The 17327-nt window shown below is 69.9% G+C and carries 14 protein-coding genes and 1 other RNA gene; 13 read left to right on the top strand and 2 right to left on the bottom strand.

All coding sequences use genetic code 11. The annotated features are described in order from the left end of the window. The first annotated feature begins 384 nt into the window (after positions 1-384). From IEZ15_RS23310 to IEZ15_RS23295, 4 genes are all read left to right on the top strand, one after another. Complete coding sequence (locus IEZ15_RS23310) at positions 385-2052, top strand: serine/threonine-protein kinase (RefSeq protein ID WP_114244816.1); 1668 nt, start codon at positions 385-387, stop codon at positions 2050-2052. A 181-nt stretch (positions 2053-2233) separates the two neighbouring features. Beyond that, positions 2234-3472, top strand: coding sequence for a serine/threonine-protein kinase (locus IEZ15_RS23305; protein WP_114244815.1), 1239 nt, complete (start codon positions 2234-2236; stop codon positions 3470-3472). 162 nt (positions 3473-3634) lie between these two features. Next, positions 3635-4741 (top strand): peptide chain release factor 2, encoded by a 1107-nt coding sequence (prfB, locus tag IEZ15_RS23300; protein ID WP_189279199.1) that lies wholly within the window; start codon positions 3635-3637, stop codon positions 4739-4741. A 404-nt stretch (positions 4742-5145) separates the two neighbouring features. Next, positions 5146-6063, top strand: coding sequence for an LPXTG cell wall anchor domain-containing protein (locus tag IEZ15_RS23295; protein WP_189279198.1), 918 nt, complete (start codon positions 5146-5148; stop codon positions 6061-6063). Between the two features lie 107 nt (positions 6064-6170). Here the strand turns inward: IEZ15_RS23295 and IEZ15_RS23290 are convergent, their stop codons facing one another. Beyond that, the gene (locus IEZ15_RS23290; protein WP_114244812.1) at positions 6171-6371 is read right to left on the bottom strand and encodes a hypothetical protein; all 201 of its coding nucleotides are present in this window, start codon (positions 6369-6371) and stop codon (positions 6171-6173) included. Between the two features lie 269 nt (positions 6372-6640). Between IEZ15_RS23290 and ftsE the strand changes: the two genes are divergently transcribed. From ftsE to ssrA, 5 genes are all read left to right on the top strand, one after another. Beyond that, positions 6641-7330 (top strand): cell division ATP-binding protein FtsE, encoded by a 690-nt coding sequence (gene ftsE, locus IEZ15_RS23285; protein ID WP_072484165.1) that lies wholly within the window; start codon positions 6641-6643, stop codon positions 7328-7330. 23 nt (positions 7331-7353) lie between these two features. Continuing rightward, on the top strand, positions 7354-8271 hold the full coding sequence (gene ftsX / locus IEZ15_RS23280; protein ID WP_114244811.1) for a permease-like cell division protein FtsX: 918 nt from the start codon (positions 7354-7356) through the stop codon (positions 8269-8271). Positions 8272-8338: 67 nt separating this feature from the next. Next, entirely contained in the window at positions 8339-9526 is a 1188-nt protein-coding gene (locus IEZ15_RS23275; RefSeq protein ID WP_189279197.1) for a S41 family peptidase, read from the top strand. Positions 9527-9544: 18 nt separating this feature from the next. Next, positions 9545-10033 (top strand): SsrA-binding protein SmpB, encoded by a 489-nt coding sequence (gene smpB, locus IEZ15_RS23270; protein WP_114244809.1) that lies wholly within the window; start codon positions 9545-9547, stop codon positions 10031-10033. 125 nt (positions 10034-10158) lie between these two features. Next, positions 10159-10546, top strand: a transfer-messenger RNA (tmRNA) gene (ssrA, locus tag IEZ15_RS23265). 63 nt (positions 10547-10609) lie between these two features. Here ssrA and IEZ15_RS23260 read toward each other — a convergent pair. Further along, positions 10610-11866: an MFS transporter gene (locus tag IEZ15_RS23260; protein WP_189279196.1), complete on the bottom strand. Its 1257-nt coding sequence runs from the start codon at positions 11864-11866 to the stop codon at positions 10610-10612. A gap of 84 nt (positions 11867-11950) precedes the next feature. On the opposite strand from IEZ15_RS23260, the gene IEZ15_RS23255 reads away from it, so the two are divergent. The 4 genes from IEZ15_RS23255 (at position 11951) to IEZ15_RS23240 (ending at position 17200) form a co-directional block, all read left to right on the top strand. Beyond that, complete coding sequence (locus IEZ15_RS23255; RefSeq protein ID WP_189279195.1) at positions 11951-12952, top strand: LysR family transcriptional regulator; 1002 nt, start codon at positions 11951-11953, stop codon at positions 12950-12952. A 136-nt stretch (positions 12953-13088) separates the two neighbouring features. Next, positions 13089-13772, top strand: a complete 684-nt coding sequence (locus tag IEZ15_RS23250) for a hypothetical protein (protein ID WP_229846055.1) — start codon at positions 13089-13091, stop codon at positions 13770-13772. Next, entirely contained in the window at positions 13773-15962 is a 2190-nt protein-coding gene (locus IEZ15_RS23245) for a bifunctional polysaccharide deacetylase/glycosyltransferase family 2 protein (protein ID WP_189279194.1), read from the top strand. It begins immediately after the preceding gene. Then, entirely contained in the window at positions 15959-17200 is a 1242-nt protein-coding gene (locus IEZ15_RS23240; RefSeq protein WP_189279193.1) for an acyltransferase family protein, read from the top strand. Before IEZ15_RS23245 ends, IEZ15_RS23240 begins: the two co-directional genes overlap by 4 nt. Positions 17201-17327 lie beyond the last annotated feature (127 nt).

Below are 17327 nucleotides of genomic sequence, written 5' to 3'. Positions count from 1 at the left end.
CTACCCCACAGTGCGTGCTGAAGGCATCCTCGCACCTGCCACTGACAACACGCCCGGGGGTCACCGCTAAGTGATCTTGAAAGGTCGGCTGTGCGCACATAAGTGCCTGCTTGGAATGTTCTCCGCGGCAGCGCAACCGATCCGGGAGAGTGCCCGGAACCGGTTCGTCGCACGCGTGTACGGCAACCATCCGCCCGGTGTGAGCGTCTTGTTCCGCAACCGGCCGGTTCCTCCTTCAGGAGGCGATCGGGCCCGGCAAGCAAGGACGGCGACGGCAACCGGGCGGACCCGCCCGACCTCGCCCATCACCCCACTAGAGTGGGCCGGAACTCCCGGGGGACCCGGGAGCACCGCAAGCACCACGATCAGCAGGGAGCGCATGACGTGCGGCCGGTAGGCAGCAAGTACCTGCTCGAGGAGCCGCTGGGACGCGGCGCCACGGGCACCGTCTGGCGTGCCCGCCAGCGGGAGACCGCAGGCGCCGAGGCGGCCGTCGCCGGCCAGCCCGGCGAGACCGTGGCGATCAAGGTCCTGAAGGAGGAGCTCGCCAACGACGCGGACGTCGTGATGCGGTTCCTGCGCGAGCGCTCCGTGCTGCTCCGGCTCACCCACGAGAACATCGTGCGCACCCGCGACCTGGTCGTCGAGGGAGACCTTCTCGCCCTCGTCATGGACCTCGTCGACGGCCCCGACCTGCACCGCTACCTCCGCGAGAACGGCCCGCTCACCCCGGTCGCCGCCGCGCTCCTCACCGCGCAGATCGCGGACGCGCTCGCCGCCAGCCACGCCGACGGCGTCGTCCACCGCGACCTGAAGCCCGCCAACGTCCTGCTCGACGAGCGCGACGGCCAGATGCGCCCGATGCTCACCGACTTCGGCATCGCGCGCCTGGCCGACTCCCCGGGGCTGACCCGCACCCATGAGTTCGTCGGCACGCCCGCCTATGTGGCGCCGGAGTCCGCCGAGGGCCGGCCGCAGACGTCCGCGGTCGACATCTACGGCGCGGGCATCCTGCTGTACGAGCTGGTCACCGGGCGCCCGCCGTTCTCCGGAGGCACCGCCCTCGAAGTCCTGCAACGGCACCTCAGCGAGGAGCCCCGCCGCCCCACCACCGTCCCGGCCCCGCTGTGGACGGTCATAGAGCGCTGCCTGAGCAAGGACCCCGACCGGCGGCCCAGCGCCGAGAACCTGGCCCGTGGACTGCGTACCGTCGCGGCCGGCATCGGCGTGCACGCCAGCTCGGCCCAGATCGCGGCGGCCGACGGCGTGGGAGCCCTGCTCGCACCCGACCCGGCGCCCGCGGCCGTTCCCCAGACCCCCGGTGCGGCCGACCCGACGCAGGTGCTGCCCAGCAACGCGGGCTCGTACGATCCGAACGCCGCGACCAGCGTCATGCAGCACGCCCCCGGCCCGGGCGGGCACGCCGACCCGACCTCGGTCATGCCGCCCGTACCGCCGCATCCGGACGGCCCTCCGCAGCCTGAGGGGCCGCACCCCTGGCAGTCCCAGCTCCAGGCGGCCCGCGATCGCAACGAGCAGACGCAGGTCCAGTACCTCGACCCGAGCCAGGATCCGCTGCGCCGCCGCCCCCAGCGGCCCCAGCCCCAACAGCAGCCCCAACAGCAGCCTCAGCGGCGGCAGCAGCCGCCACAGCATCAGCAGTACCAGCAGCAGCCACAGCAGTACCCCCAGCCCCGGCAGCAGCAGTACCAGCCGCAACCCCAGCACCAGCCCCAACAGCAGTACCAGCGGCAGCAGTACGCGCCCCCGCAGCAGCCGCCGCCCCAGCAGCCGGTCCCGCGGCAGCCCCGCGAGCCGAGGCAGCGCAGCGCCAACCCGATGAGGATTCCCGGCCTCGGCTGCCTCAAGGGCTGTCTGTTCACCCTGGTGCTGCTGTTCGTCGCCAGCTGGCTGATCTGGGAACTGACCCCGCTGCAGGACTGGATCGGCCAGGGCAAGAGCTACTGGCAGGCGATCAGTGACGCCGTCTCCAGCGTGACCGACTGGGTCTCGAAACTGGGCGGCGGTGGCAGCGGCAGCAGTGGCTCCTGATCCGCCGACACACCATCAACTCTGTAGCTATATCGACTTCTGCGGGCAAGTTTCCACCGCATTTCGCCCGCAGAAGTGAGGGTTGGCGCCATCCCGGGCACTCAACACCCCGATCGACGCGTAACTTTGTCGACCGGGGGTCATGAGCGACGGTCCATCGCCAGCCGCTGAGGGAGCAGTTTTGGCACGGAATATCGGCAGCCGGTACACCGCCCACCAGATCCTGGGGCGCGGCAGCGCCGGCACGGTGTGGCTCGGCGACGGGCCCGAGGGCCCGGTGGCCATCAAGTTGCTCCGCGAGGACCTCGCGTCCGACCAGGAGCTCGTGGGCCGCTTCGTCCAGGAGCGCACCGCCCTGCTCGGCCTGGACCATCCGCATGTCGTCGCCGTCCGCGACCTCGTGGTGGACGGCAACGACCTGGCACTGGTCATGAACCTGGTACGCGGCACGGACCTGCGCACCCGCCTCGACCGCGAACGCCGTCTCGCGCCCGAGGCCGCCGTCGCGATCATCGCGGACGTCGCCGACGGCCTGGCTGCCGCGCACGCCGCCGGAGTGGTCCACCGTGACGTCAAGCCGGAGAACATCCTGCTCGACATGGAGGGCCCGCTCGGCCCCGGCGGCTCGCATCCGGCGCTGCTCACCGACTTCGGCGTGGCCAAGCTGATCGACACCCCGCGCCGCACCAAGGCCAGCAAGATCATCGGGACGCCGGACTATCTGGCCCCCGAGATAGTCGAAGGCCTCCCGCCCCGCGCCGCCGTCGACATCTACGCCCTCGCCACGGTCCTGTACGAACTCCTCGCCGGCTTCACACCCTTCGGCGGCGGACACCCCGGCGCGGTCCTGCGCCGCCACGTCACGGAGACGGTCGTCCCGCTCCCGGGCATCCCCGACGAGCTCTGGCAGATCCTGGTCCAGTGCCTGGCCAAGGCCCCGGCCTCCCGGCTGCGTGCCTCCGAGCTCGCGGCCCGGCTGCGCGAGCAGCTCCCGCAGCTGACCGGCATCCCGCCGCTGGACGTGGACGAGCCGGACGTCGAACCGGAACCCCAGGCGTACGACGAGCAGCAGTACACCCCCGCACCCGAGGAACCCCGCCGCCGCGGCGCGGTCCCCCTGGTCCCCGGCTCGTCCGCCGATTCCAACCGGGACACCCACACGAGCATGCGTGTCCCGGCCCCCGACGAACTCTCCGGCGGCCCCCGGGGCACGGCCAGGGCCCCGCGCTCCCCGGGCCGGCCCCGCCCGGGATCGGCCCGCAACAAGTCCGCGGTCGTCCGCAAGCGCCGCCTGACGCTGGGCGCCGCAGCGCTGGTGCTGGTGGTGGCGCTGGGTGTGGGCGGCTGGCTGGCGCTGGGCGACGACGCCGCGGACGCACCTGCGCAGGACACGAAGAACTCGGCGCCTGGAACACCCTGATCCCGACGGGGCCCCGCGAGGCGGTTCCTGATGACTCCGGGGCCGCAGAGCCCCGTGGGCCCCCTTCGCCGTACGGCCCGGGGACGCGGCGCCCACACGGTCGCGGAGTCGTGATCATGCGGCCCGAGGAATGTCCGCGCCGACAGCCGTTACGCTGGACCCGTGGCAGTCGTCGATATTTCCGAAGAGCTGAAGTCCCTCTCCTCGACCATGGGGTCGATCGAGGCCGTCCTGGACCTGGATGCGCTGAGGGCGGACATCGCCGCGCTCGAGGAGCAGGCGGCCGCGCCATCCCTCTGGGACGACCCGGAGGCGGCGCAGAAGATCACCAGCAAGCTTTCGCACCTCCAGGCCGAGGTCCGCAAGACCGAGGCCCTCCGGGGCCGGATCGACGATCTCGAGGTCCTCTTCGAGCTCGCCCAGGACGAGGGCGACGCCGACGCCCTGGCCGAGGCCGAGTCCGAGCTGGCGTCCGTCAGGAAGGCGCTGGACGAGATGGAGGTCCGTACGCTCCTCTCCGGCGAGTACGACTCCCGTGAGGCCCTGGTCAACATCCGGGCCGAGGCCGGTGGCGTGGACGCCGCCGACTTCGCCGAGAAGCTTCAGCGCATGTACATCCGCTGGGCCGAGCGGCACGGCTACAAGACCGAGGTCTACGAGACGTCGTACGCGGAAGAGGCCGGCATCAAGTCGACCACCTTCGCCGTCCAGGTGCCGTACGCCTACGGCACGCTCTCCGTCGAGCAGGGCACCCACCGGCTCGTCCGGATCTCGCCCTTCGACAACCAGGGCCGCCGCCAGACGTCCTTCGCGGGTGTCGAGGTGCTGCCCGTGGTCGAGCAGACCGACCACATCGAGATCGACGAGTCCGAGCTGCGCGTAGACGTGTACCGCTCGTCGGGCCCCGGCGGTCAGGGCGTCAACACCACGGACTCCGCGGTGCGCCTGACCCACCTCCCCACCGGCATCGTCGTCTCATGTCAGAACGAGCGCTCGCAGATCCAGAACAAGGCGTCCGCGATGAACGTCCTCCAGGCCAAGCTCCTTGAGCGCCGCCGCCAGGAGGAGCAGGCCAAGATGGACGCCCTCAAGGGCGACGGCGGCAACTCCTGGGGCAACCAGATGCGGTCGTATGTCCTGCACCCGTACCAGATGGTCAAGGACCTGCGTACGGAGTTCGAGATGGGCAACCCGGAAGCGGTCTTCAACGGCGAGATCGACGGGTTCCTGGAGGCGGGCATCCGCTGGCGCAAGCAGCGGGAGAAGTAGGCGGGCCCAGCGGCCTGTTGCTGTTCCCGATTTCTTGAGGCGGTGCCGGAATCCCCACGGGGCTTCCGGCACCGCCTTTTTCGTCGGGGAGGGGTGCGGGGCGGCACCCGAAAGGGAGTTGAGGTTCCGAGTTGCGCAGGTGCCGTGGTGAGTGCGTCACAGTCGCGATTCTGAATGATGGTCAACTGCGACCAAAGCGGTGCACATTGCGTGGAACGGCCTTGACGCAGACCTTAACTGTGGACAGGCTGCTAGAGCAGCATGCGTATGTCTGGGACGGGTGTGAACGGGGGCGGGCGGCATGACCACGGCTCCATGTGGCGCTGTTCGGAGCAAACCCCGCAGAACCGGGGCCCGCATATGGCTGCTCCACTGACGAGAACAGCTACTGGGGGTAGCAGCAGATGACCAAGAAGACGCGAGTACGCGTCGCGCGCATAGCCGCAGGTGCGGTGATCGCCGCGGGCGCCTCGCTCACCGCTGCCGGTGTGGCATCGGCCGTCGGTGTCGATGTCAACGTTGCCGGGCTGTCGGCCAACGCGCACGTCGACGACAGCGGTCTGGGGATCGACGCCGGCCTCAACGGGCCGTCGGGCGAGTCTCAGGGTGGCACCGAGGGCGGCGACCCGGGCGGTGTCGACCAGGGTGGTGCGAGCAACCAGGGTGGCGCGAGCAACCAGGGTGGTGCCGACCAGGGCGGCGCGAGCAACCAGGGTGGTGCCGACCAGGGCGGTGCGAGCAACCAGGGTGGTGCCGACCAGGGCGGCGCGAGCAACCAGGGTGGTGCCGACCAGGGCGGCGCGAGCAACCAGGGTGGCGCCGACCAGGGCGGCGCGAGCAACCAGGGTGGCGCCGACCAGGGTGGCGCGAGCAACCAGGGTGGCGCGAGCAACCAGGGTGGTGCCGACCAGGGTGGCGCGAGCAACCAGGGTGGTGCCAGCAACCAGGGTGGTGCGAGCAACCAGGGCGGCGCGAGCAACCAGGGTGGCGCGAGCAACCAGGGTGGCACCTCGCACGGCGGCGTGACCGGCGGCGACACCGGCGGCGACACCGGCTCCACCACTGGTAACGCCTCCTCCGGTACCACCGGTGGCGACACCAGCACCTGCACCGTCGACCTCGACGGTGCGAACTGCGCGGACAACACCACCCCCGACTCGGCCGGCAACCAGCCGGTCGAGCAGGGCAAGGGCAAGGACGAGCTCGCCGAGACCGGTGCCGCCGAGACCACGTTCCTGCTGGTCGGCGCCGCGACGATGATTGCCGGAGGCATCGGCTTCCGGATCCTGCCGCGCCTGATGAACGGCCGTACGGTCGCCTAAGGGCCGCCTGCGGTAAAGATACGCACAGAGGGGCCCGGGACGCCTGTCGGCATCCCGGGCCCCTCTGCGTACGCGTACACGCTCTTGCAGGCGGACGGACGGCCCGGCTACACGGTCTGGTGCGCCAGCAGCGCCAGCGCGCCCAGAAGCACCACCAGCAGGGCCACCAGCATCACAGGGCTCAGCCCCGCGAACATTCCCTGCTCCTGTTCCTGCTGTAGCCGTGCGCGGCTGGCCCGGCACACAGGGCAACGGCCCTCGTTCACGGGCGCCGCGCAGTTTGCGCACACCAGTCGGTCATAGGTCATGCGCTTTCCTCCTCCCGCGCGGCGGAGCCGCATACGCCTTCACTCCGCACAACGCTCATGGAAACGCAACTGTTCCCCCCACCACTGTGCCAGCTCGCGCGGATTTCGGCGCGGCCCGCCGGACATCACCCGTTCCGTAGCGCTTCGGCCCCGCTTCCGGCCAGTCCCGTTCCGTCATAAATCACCCATCCCCGGACGCGCGCCTGCACGCGTCAGCCCGGTTCGCGTATGGTCACGCACACCTACTCCCGGCCGACCGTGGTGCATCCGTGATCCGATTCGACAACGTCTCCAAGACCTACCCGAAGCAGAGCCGTCCCGCTCTACGGGATGTGTCTCTCGATATCGAGAAGGGCGAGTTCGTCTTCCTGGTGGGCTCATCCGGCTCCGGCAAGTCCACCTTCATGCGACTCATCCTCCGCGAGGAGCGCGCCAGTCAGGGCGCGGTCCACGTCCTGGGCAAGGACCTCGCGCGCCTGTCCAACTGGAAGGTGCCGCACATGCGCCGCCAGCTGGGCACGGTGTTCCAGGACTTCAGGCTTCTCCCCAACAAGACCGTTGCGGAGAACGTGGCGTTCGCGCAGGAGGTCATCGGCAAGCCGCGCGGTGAGATCCGCAAGGCGGTGCCCCAGGTTCTCGACCTGGTCGGCCTCGGCGGCAAGGAGGACCGGATGCCCGGTGAGCTCTCCGGTGGTGAGCAGCAGCGCGTGGCGATCGCGCGGGCGTTCGTGAACCGTCCGATGCTGCTGATCGCGGACGAGCCGACCGGCAACCTCGACCCGCAGACCTCCGTCGGCATCATGAAGCTGCTGGACCGGATCAACCGGACCGGCACCACCGTGATCATGGCGACTCACGACCAGAACATCGTCGACCAGATGCGCAAGCGCGTCATCGAGCTGGAGCAGGGCCGTCTCGTACGCGACCAGGCCCGCGGCGTCTACGGCTACCAGCACTGAGCATCGAGCACTGAAAGGACGCCATGCGCGCCCAGTTCGTCCTGTCGGAGATCGGCGTCGGCCTCCGTCGCAACCTCACGATGACCTTCGCCGTCGTCGTCTCCGTCGCCCTCTCGCTCGCCCTGTTCGGCGGCGCGCTGCTCATGCGCGAGCAGGTCAGCACGATGAAGGACTACTGGTACGACAAGGTCAACGTCTCGATCTTCCTCTGCAGCAAGAGCGATGTGACCTCGACTCCCAAGTGCGCCAGGGGCGCTGTCACCAAGGAGCAGCGGGACCAGATCGAGCGCGACCTCAATAATTTGGATGTCGTCGACACGGTCACGCACGAGACGGCCGACGAGGCGTTCAATCACTACCAGGACCAGTTCGGCGACTCGCCCATGGCGAGCAACATCACGCCGGACCAGATGCAGGAGTCGTTCCGGGTCAAGCTCCACGACCCGAAGAAGTACAAGGTCGTCGCCACCGCCTTCGCCGGCCGTGACGGGGTGCAGTCCGTCCAGGACCAGAGATCCATCCTGGACAACCTCTTCGGGCTGATGAACGGCATGAACGTGGCCGCGATCTTCGTGATGGCGCTGATGCTGGTCATCGCCCTGATGCTGATCGTGAACACCGTCCGGGTGTCCGCGTTCAGCAGACGGCGCGAAACCGGCATCATGCGGCTCGTCGGAGCGTCGGGCTTCTACATCCAGATGCCGTTCATCATGGAGGCCGCGTTCGCCGGTCTCATCGGTGGTGTGCTCGCCTGCGTGATGCTGCTGGCCGGCCGCTACTTCCTGATCGACGGCGGTCTGGCGCTGCAGAGCAAGCTGAATCTGATCGACTTCATCGGCTGGGACGCGGTCTTCACCAAGCTGCCCCTGGTCCTGGCAATCGGCTTGCTGATGCCTGCCGTTGCCGCTCTCTTCGCGCTCCGTAAGTACCTGAAGGTGTGACAAGCGCCCCTGTGGCGCGTGGCCAACCGGCCGTGCGCCACAGGGGCGTTGTCCTAGACTCGACGCCATGTCGGGCCCCACGCAATGTCTCGGGCCCCGCGGCGTGCGCCGCGGGGCGGCCCTGACATTGGTCTTCGCGACCGTGCTGGCCACCGCGGCGGCCACCGGCTCGCTGCCGCACGGCGGTGCGAAGTCCTCGGACATAGCGGCCCGTTCCGTCGCCTCCACCGTCGACGGCGACGAGGTGGCAGACGCTGCCGCCCGCGCCGTCGCCGACGGCAAGTCCGGTAAGGCGGCGGCCGAGGAGGTCGTCAGCCGCAGCGGCGACCGCTGGGGCGCGGTGTACGACGAGCGGCAGTACGAGGAGTTCGAGCAGGCCCTCGACGGCTCGTACACCGGTGTCGGGATCGCCGCGAAGCGCTCCGCGGACGGGCTGGTCGAGGTGGCCCGGGTCCAGCCAGGCGGCCCCGCCGACCGGGCCGGCATCGAGCCGGGCGATCTGCTCCGTACGATCGACGGTCACCGGATCGACAAGCGCCCCGTCGCCGAGGCCGTGGCCCTGCTGCGCGGAGACCGTACGGACGCGGACGCGGGTACCACCGTCGTGCTGGGGGTCCAGCGGGGCGCCGCCCTTCGGACCGAGACGCTGCACCGGGCCAGACTCACCACCGAGGCCGTCACCGTGCGGCGAATCGGACCGGGCCGTTCCGATTCCTCCGCAGCTGTACTGATCGAGGTCGACTCGTTCACCAGGGGCTCGGGAGCCAGGATCCGCGACGCGGTCCGGGACGCACCGGCGGGCGCCGGGGTGCTCCTCGACCTCCGCGGCAACTCGGGCGGCCTGGTCACCGAGGCCGTGACCGCCGCCTCCGCCTTCCTGGACGGCGGCCTGGTCGCCACGTACGACGTGCACGGCGAGCAGCGCGCCCTCTACGCGCAGCCGGGTGGCGACACCGTCCGCCCCCTCGTCGTCCTCGTCGACGGCGGAACGATGAGCGCCGCCGAGCTTCTCACCGGCGCGCTGCAGGACCGGGGCCGCGCCGTCACCGTCGGATCGCGCACCTTCGGCAAGGGGTCGGTCCAGATGCCCAGCAAGCTTCCGGGCGGCTCGGTGGCCGAGCTGACCGTCGGCCACTACCGCACCCCGGCGGGCCGTGGCGTCGACGGCCGCGGCATCACCCCGGACCTCGCGGTCAGGTCCGGGGCCGAGCAGCGGGCCGAGACGGTATTGAGTGGCCTCGGGGGTGGGTCGTAGTGCGAAAATGGTCTCACTATGGCTAAGGAAAAGGACACAGGGCGCAAGCTCATCGCGCAGAACAAGAAGGCGCGGCACGACTACCACATCCTCGACACCTACGAGTGCGGTCTCGTACTCATGGGTACCGAGGTCAAGTCGCTGCGGCTGGGCCGGGCCTCCCTGGTGGACGGCTTCGTCCAGATCGACGGGGGCGAGGCCTGGCTGCACAACATCCACGTACCCGAGTACGTGCAGGGGACCTGGACCAACCACTCGGCCAAGCGGAAGCGCAAGCTGCTGCTGCACCGGGCGGAGATCGACAAGCTGGAGTCGAAGGCGGGCGAGACGGGTCACACGATCGTGCCGCTCGCGCTGTACTTCAAGGACAGCCGGGTCAAGGTCGAGATCGCGCTCGCCAAGGGCAAGAAGGAGTTCGACAAGCGGCAGACCCTGCGCGAGAAGCAGGACCTGCGGGAGACCAACCGCGCGATCTCGGCAGCGCGCCGGCGCCAGCGCAGCGCGTAGCCGGGGAGCGTACGGGCGGGCCGGCAGGAATAGGCTGGCATCGTCGTGCGTTGGTCACGTACGATGGCACTGCACCTCACAGCGGGTGCGTGTTTTGAGCGGTTGACAATTAAATACGCCAACATGGGGATGATCGGTTTCGACAGCGGATGTCGAAGCAGGGGAAGCGAGTCGAGGAAGCGGCAATGATCTCGTAAACCATATGTCGCAACCAATAATCGCCAATTCCAAGCGCGATTCCTCCGCCTTCGCCCTCGCTGCCTAATTAGCAGCTAAGCGAAGACTCTGCGGAGTGTCAGCCCGGGGTTGATCCCGACCCGGATCCTGACATCATCAAGGGATCTAAACTTCTGGACCCGGCCACGGGGCCCAGAAGGAAATCAAACAGTGGCTGGGCCCGTCGGCAGCTTGTCCGCGTGACTGCCGGGGCCGAGAAAAGCGCAGCGGACTGCACTCGGAGAAGCCCTGATTCTGCACCGTTGGACGCGGGTTCGATTCCCGCCATCTCCACAATTCCCATGTGAACGAGGACCCCGTTGCCCACCGGCAACGGGGTCCTCGTTTTTGTGCCGGCCATCAGTTCCGGGGGGCCCGGACCCCGGCCGTCGCGACGACCAGTGCCAGCCCGGCCGCGCACACCGGGACGACATAGCCCGTCACCTGCCCCATGTGCTCCACCAACCAGCCGCCGGTCGCCGAACCCGCGGCGATCCCGCCCAGCAGCGCGGTCACGGCCAGGGTCATGCCTTCGTTCAACTGGCCCTCGGGGGTGAGGCGTTGCACCAGCGTCATGCCGGTGACCATGGTCGGGGCCGTCGCCGCGCCAGCCAGCAGCAGCGCGCCCGCGAGGGCGAGCAGCGAATCTGTCGAGGAGGCGGCCAGCAGCGGCAGGGACATCAGCGCCGTCATTCCCGCCAGGCAGCCCAGCAGCCGGCGCCGGAGGTCCGCGGCCGGGCGCAGCGATCCGTACAGCAGTCCCGCCACACACGATCCGGCAGCCTGGAGGGCCAGGATCGCGCCCCCGGCATGGGCGATCGTGACGACCTCCATCGCGCCGAAGACCGCGCCGGTGGCGAGGAAGGCGGCGAGCAGGGCCGGCATGCCCGGGGCGCGGAGCGGGGAGCCCGCGTGGGTGTGGGGTGCCACCGGCGGTTCGGTGGCGCGCTGGGCGGCGAAGATCAGCACGCCGGTCATCAGCAGGATCGCCCCGACGAGTGTTCCGGCCTCCGGGAAGAACGCCGCGCACAGCAGGGCGGCGAGAGCCGGGCCGAGCATGAAGCAGAGCTCGTCGGCGGCCTGTTCGAAGGAGTTCGCGGTGTGCAGGGCGGCCGGATCCCCCCGGTGCAGATGCGCCCAGCGGGCCCGGGACATCCCGCCGGTGTTGGGGGTGGTGGCGGTCGCGGCATAGGAGGCGAAGAGCGTCCAGGCCGGGGCCCCGTAGTGCACGCAGAGCAGCAGTGCCAGCGATCCGAGCGCGGCGATCGCGGTGGCGGGTACGGCGACCCTGGCCTGTCCGTACCTGTCGACGAGCCGGGCCGTCCAGGGCGCGACCACCGCCGTCGCGGCGAGGCCGGTCGCGGTCACGGCGCCGGCCAGGGCGTACGAGCCGCGCGAACCGGCGATCATGATCACCGCGCTGACGCTGAACATACCCATGGGAAGCCGGGCGAGGAGATTGCCCGCGGTGAAGGCGCGGGCACCCGGGGTGGCGAGCAGTCGGCGGTACGGGTTGGTGGGCGCCGGCCTGGTGGCGGCGGCGCGCGGGGCTATGACCAGCAGGTCCCCGGAGACGGCGAGCATGGGATCGGTGTGCGGGGCTCTCTCGTACGGCATGGATCAACCCTCACGGCGCACGGCCCATGGGGTCCAACACCTTGTCCGTACCGATTAACGCATCTCTGTTGTAAATTCCTGGGTGTGGCCTCCTCCGCTGCCGATACGGGCACCCAGACGCATACCCATACCGACCCTCGGCTGCTCCGCGCCTTCGTCGCCGTCGCCGAGGAGCTGCACTTCACCCGTGCCGCCGCCCGGCTCTACATCGCCCAGCAGGCGCTGAGCCGGGACATCCGCCGGCTGGAGCGCGAGCTGGGTGCGGAACTGTTCGTACGCACCACCCGGCAGGTCGCCCTCACCGCCGACGGTGAACGGCTCCTCCCGTACGCCCGGCGGGTGCTGGAGGCGCACGCCGATCTTGCCGCGGCCTTCGCCGACCCCGCGGCCCGGCCGCTCTTCGTCGACCTCAACACCGACGGCATGGCGGCCGCCCGCGTACTCGCCCGCGCGCGGGAGCTGGCTCCGGCGTGCGAGCTGATGGCGCGCTTCGAGAGCGGACTCACCTGGGCCGCCGACGAGATACTCGCGGGGCGGCTCGACGTCTCCTTCGGCCGCGCCGCCGGACTCGACCCCGCGGTGCGGGCGCGGCTCGGCGTACAGCCGGTGCGGTACGAGCCGATGGCCGTTCTGCTCCCTGCCGATCACCCTCTCGCCGCGCACGAGGTCGTCGCACTGGACGACCTGGCCGGTGAGACCGTCTACGCGGGCGCCGGGAATCCGCGAACCGGGGAGTGGACGGACTTCGCCCGGCTGCTCTTCGCCGAGTGGGGCATCGAGCTGGCGCCACCCGCCCCACTCGCGATCGGTGTGGCCGAATTTCAACGGGTCATGGCGAAGTCGCGGCATCCGGTTCTGTGCGTCGTCGACTTCTCTCCGGTGCCGGGCACCGTGGTGCGTCCGCTGGGCCGGCCCGTACCGCTCTCGCCGCTCCTGATGGTCTGGCGCAAGGGGCTGCGCCACCCCGGCCTGGACGCATTGCGCAAAGCCGCAGCTCAACTGGGCTCCGAGGAGGGCTGGATGATGCGGCCGGACGGAAGCTGGCTGCCCGAGATCGATGCATCTCTCATGTTGAAATCCACCTGATCGGGCGAAGGAAGTGCCGTTTTCGTGCGCTACGTTCATCACCCGGGTGCAATGTGGTGGGGCGCGGACAGGGTGGGGGCCCGGTCCGGAAGCACATAATCGGACAGTCGTGCGCACCCGATCCTTGAGTGGGGAAGTGCGTACACCTGTGGAAACCTGGCGTGAAGGTGCCCGTTCGGGGCACACACACGAGCCGAATGAAGTCACGGTCCAGCTCGACGGCCTGGGTCGGCAGCTCTCCGAGCTGACCGCGCAGCCGAGCGAACCGGAAGGCTCGGACGGCCCCGTGTTCGTCGACGAGAGCGGTCGGCGCAGCAAGACGTTCAGGCGTCTGGGCTGGATCCTCGCCGCGGCCTGTGCCTGTTATGCGGTGACGCTGGCCGTCGCCGTGCTCGGCGGCAGTTCGAGCGCGCCCTGGCTGCCGCTCTCCGGTCAGGAAGGGCACAAGAACGCGGACGTGGTCCAGGCGCCGCCCGCACCGACGGGCAGCGCCGGTGAGGAGCTCCCGCCCGACAGTGCGCCCGCCCGCGCCACCACCGGCCCGGTGCCCGGCAGCGCCGCGACGCCCTCGGGCAGCGCAGCCGCCGGCGCCTCGGCCGGCCCCGGCAAGGGCACCCTGGTCTCCTCACCCGTCGTATCGCCCAAGGCGCACGACGACACCGGCGGCGGCAAGAAGCCCGATCAGGCGGCCTCAACCCCTGTACCGCCCGTCGACACCGCGACGCCGTCCGCCGACATCTCGACTCCGCCCGTGGACAGCACGACGCCGCCGGCCCAGTCCCCACAACCTCCTGTGCAAGAGCGAAAAGGCACCGAGTAAATGACCTCCCCTGCCCCGCGGGGCAGGCGCAACGCCAGGAAGCAGAGGCGGCGGCGCAGATTTCCCATGCGTTATCTGCTGCCGTCACTGCTCCTCGTTGCCCTGCTCGCCATGTTGATGCTGCGCGGCTATGTGCACAGCGAAATCCTCGCCGACCATCGGGTCCGGCCCCCGGCGGCCACCGACCGGGTGCCCGAGAAGATCCTCGACGGCGGCCCGGTCATCGACGCCCGGAGCACCACCGGGCCCGCCGGGTCGCTGAGCATCCCCGGCCACCGCATCGTCCTGACCTTCGACGACGGACCCGACCCGGTGTGGACCCCGAAAGTGCTCGACGAGCTGAAGAAGCACCACGCGCACGGCGTCTTCTTCGTCACCGGAACCATGGCCTCGCGCCACCCGGAGCTTGTGCGGCGCATGGTCGACGAGGGGCACGAGGTCGGGCTGCACACCTTCGACCACCCCGACCTCTCCTACCGGTCCCATTCCCGCATCGACTGGGAACTGTCCCAGAACCAGCTGGCGTTGGCGGGCGCGGCCGGAATCCGAACGTCCCTGTTCCGCCCGCCGTACTCCTCGTTCGCCGACGCCATGGACAACAAGTCCTGGCCCGTCACCCGGTACGTCGGCAGCCGCGGCTATCTCACCGTCGTCAACAACACCGACAGCGAGGACTGGAAGCGCCCGGGTGTCCCCGCGATCATCGAGCGCGCCACTCCCAGGGGTGGCAGGGGCGCCGTCGTCCTGATGCACGACTCCGGCGGCAACAGGTCCCAGACCGTCGCCGCCCTCGCCGAGTTCCTGCCGCGGATGCAGCAGCGGGGCTACGGGTTCACCAACCTCACCACCGCCCTCGGTGCTCCCAGCGCGCACACCCCGGTCACCGGATTCGCGCTCTGGAAGGGCAAGGCGTTCGTCTACGCCGTGGGCCTCTCGGAGAACGTCACCGGCGTCCTGGTGGCCGGGCTCGCGGTGATCGGCGTCCTCGTCCTCGTCCGCTTCGGGCTGATGCTGCTGCTGTCCTTCCTGCACGCCCGCAAGGTGCGCCGAAGACACTTCAGCCGGAGGCCGGAGCCGGCCCGCCCGGTCTCGGTGCTCGTGCCCGCGTACAACGAACGCGAATGCATCGCCAACACCGTGCGTTCCCTGGTGGCGAGCGACCACCCCGTCGAGATCATCGTCATCGACGACGGCTCCACGGACGGAACCGCCGGTATCGTCGAGGCGATGCGGCTGCCGCAGGTGCGCGTCATCCGCCAGCGCAACGCCGGCAAGCCCGCCGCCCTCAACAACGGGATCGCGCAGGCCCGTCACGACATCGTCGTGATGATGGACGGCGACACCGTGTTCGAACCCGCCACCGTCCGCGAACTGGTCCGGCCCTTCGCCGACCCGCGCGTCGGCGCCGTCGCCGGGAACGCCAAGGTCGGCAACCGCGACTCGCTGATCGGTGCCTGGCAGCACATCGAGTACGTGATGGGCTTCAACCTGGACCGCAGGATGTACGACATCATGCGCTGCATGCCCACCATCCCCGGTGCGGTCGGCGCCTTCCGCCGGGAAGCACTGGACCGGATCGGCGGCATGAGCGAGGACACCCTCGCCGAGGACACCGACGTCACCATGGCCCTGCACCGCGACGGCTGGCAGGTCGTCTACGCGGAGAACGCCCGCGCCTGGACCGAGGCCCCGGAGACCGTGCAGCAGCTGTGGTCACAGCGCTACCGGTGGTCGTACGGCACCATGCAGGCGATCTGGAAGCACCGCCGCGCCGTCGTCGAACGCGGCCCGTCCGGCCGTTTCGGACGCGTCGGACTGCCCTTCGTAGCACTGTTCATGGTTGTCGCCCCGCTGCTCGCCCCGCTCATCGATGTCTTCCTGCTGTACGGACTCGTGTTCGGCCCCACCCGGAAGACCGTCCTCGCCTGGCTCGGCGTCCTCGCGGTGCAGGGCGTCTGCGCCGCGTACGCCTTCCGGCTCGACCGGGAACGCATGACGCATCTGATCTCGCTGCCCCTCCAGCAGATCCTCTACCGGCAGCTCATGTACGTGGTGCTGCTCCAGTCCTGGATCACGGCGCTCACCGGCGGGCGACTGCGCTGGCAGAAGCTGCGCCGTACCGGCGTCGTGGAGGCGCCCGGCGCCACGCCGGGCCGGCGGCGGAGCAATGACCGCAGGCCCGTCGCATGAGCCACCCGAGACACCGCCTCACGCATCCGACCGGTGTGCGGCGGACCGTGCCGTTCCCGGTGCAGGGGCAGTCCGAGCCGCCGGTCGCGGAGGCCGCGACGCCGTCCTTCGCCACGGAGCCGGGCGGCCGGGACCGCTATCTCGACCTGTTGCGCTCCGTCGCTCTCGTGCGCGTCGTCGTCTTCCATGTCTTCGGCTGGGCCTGGCTGACCGTCCTGTTCCCCTCCATGGGCGTCATGTTCGCGCTGGCCGGTTCGCTGATGGCGCGCTCGCTGGCCCGCCCGGCACGGGACGTCATCCGCGGCCGGCTCCGCCGGCTGCTGCCCCCGATGTGGGCGTTCGCCGCGGCTGTCGTCCCGGTGATGTTCCTGCTCGGCTGGAAGCCCGTGAAGGAGGAGGGCATCTGGTGGTTCATCAAGCTGGGCTGCTACCTCCTTCCGGTCGGCGCCCCTCCGTATCCCTGGGAGAACGGCTCGCCGAGCGGCCTCCTGGAGGCGTCCTGGGCCGACCAGGCCGTGGGACCGCTCTGGTACATCCGCGCCTACCTGTGGTTCGTGCTCGCGTCGCCGCTCCTGCTGAAGGCCTTCCGCCGAATGCCCTGGCCGACGTTGCTCGCTCCGATCGGGCTCACCGCCGTGATCGGTACCGGACCGGTCACCGTTCCCGGCGAGACCGGTGAAGGGCTCGTCGACTTCGCGGTGTTCGGGTCCTGCTGGATCCTCGGCTTCGCCCACCACGACGGTCTCCTGAAGAAGGTCCCGCGCTATCTGACGGTCTCGCTCGCCGCGTTCGTCATGGCGTTCGGACTGTGGTGGGCCTCGGGGCACCTCACCGAGGAGGGCTGGAACCTCGACGAGATCCCGCTCGCCCAGGCGGCCTGGTCGTTCGGCTTCTGCGTGATCCTGCTCCAGTACGCGCCGTCCTGGCGGCAGCTGCCCGGCAGGACGGCCCGGTGGGACGGGCTGATCACCCTCACCAACAACCGTGCCGTCACGATCTACCTCTGGCACAACCTGCTGATCACGGCCACCGAGCCGGTCATCGACCAGCTGTGGAACATCCCGTACTTCGGCGACCACTTCGGTACGTACATCGGCGCCTCGTACACGGCGCTGATGCTGCTCCTCGTCTGGCCGCTGCTGGCGCTGACGATCCCGGCGATCGGCTGGGTCGAGGACGTGGCGGCGAAGCGCGCACCGAGGATCTGGCCGAACGGATCACGCAAGCGGCCCGGGTGACCGGGGGACGGTATACCTTCGCCGGACCGGATCCCGTCCTGCCCGTACCCGAGAAGCCGCGGCTCAGCCGCACCGAGGCCTGATCGTGACCGCTCGATGTCATGTGACGTAACGGGCGGGAAATATG

Origin of the sequence: Streptomyces atratus (assembly GCF_014648655.1) — a bacterium.
GTDB classification, from domain to species: Bacteria; Actinomycetota; Actinomycetes; order Streptomycetales; family Streptomycetaceae; genus Streptomyces; species Streptomyces atratus.
Note: the sequence above shows the minus strand (reverse complement) of the source record. Positions and strands in the feature narration are given on the sequence as shown.

Coding starts and splice junctions, on each gene's coding strand:
- IEZ15_RS23290 (WP_114244812.1), bottom strand. CDS start 6,371: ATGACCTATGACCGACTGGTGTGCGCAAACTGCGCGGCGCCCGTGAAC.
- IEZ15_RS23240 (WP_189279193.1), top strand. CDS start 15,959: ATGAGCCACCCGAGACACCGCCTCACGCATCCGACCGGTGTGCGGCGG.
- IEZ15_RS23295 (WP_189279198.1), top strand. CDS start 5,146: ATGACCAAGAAGACGCGAGTACGCGTCGCGCGCATAGCCGCAGGTGCG.
- smpB (WP_114244809.1), top strand. CDS start 9,545: ATGGCTAAGGAAAAGGACACAGGGCGCAAGCTCATCGCGCAGAACAAG.
- ftsX (WP_114244811.1), top strand. CDS start 7,354: ATGCGCGCCCAGTTCGTCCTGTCGGAGATCGGCGTCGGCCTCCGTCGC.
- IEZ15_RS23245 (WP_189279194.1), top strand. CDS start 13,773: ATGACCTCCCCTGCCCCGCGGGGCAGGCGCAACGCCAGGAAGCAGAGG.
- IEZ15_RS23275 (WP_189279197.1), top strand. CDS start 8,339: ATGTCGGGCCCCACGCAATGTCTCGGGCCCCGCGGCGTGCGCCGCGGG.
- IEZ15_RS23260 (WP_189279196.1), bottom strand. CDS start 11,866: ATGCCGTACGAGAGAGCCCCGCACACCGATCCCATGCTCGCCGTCTCC.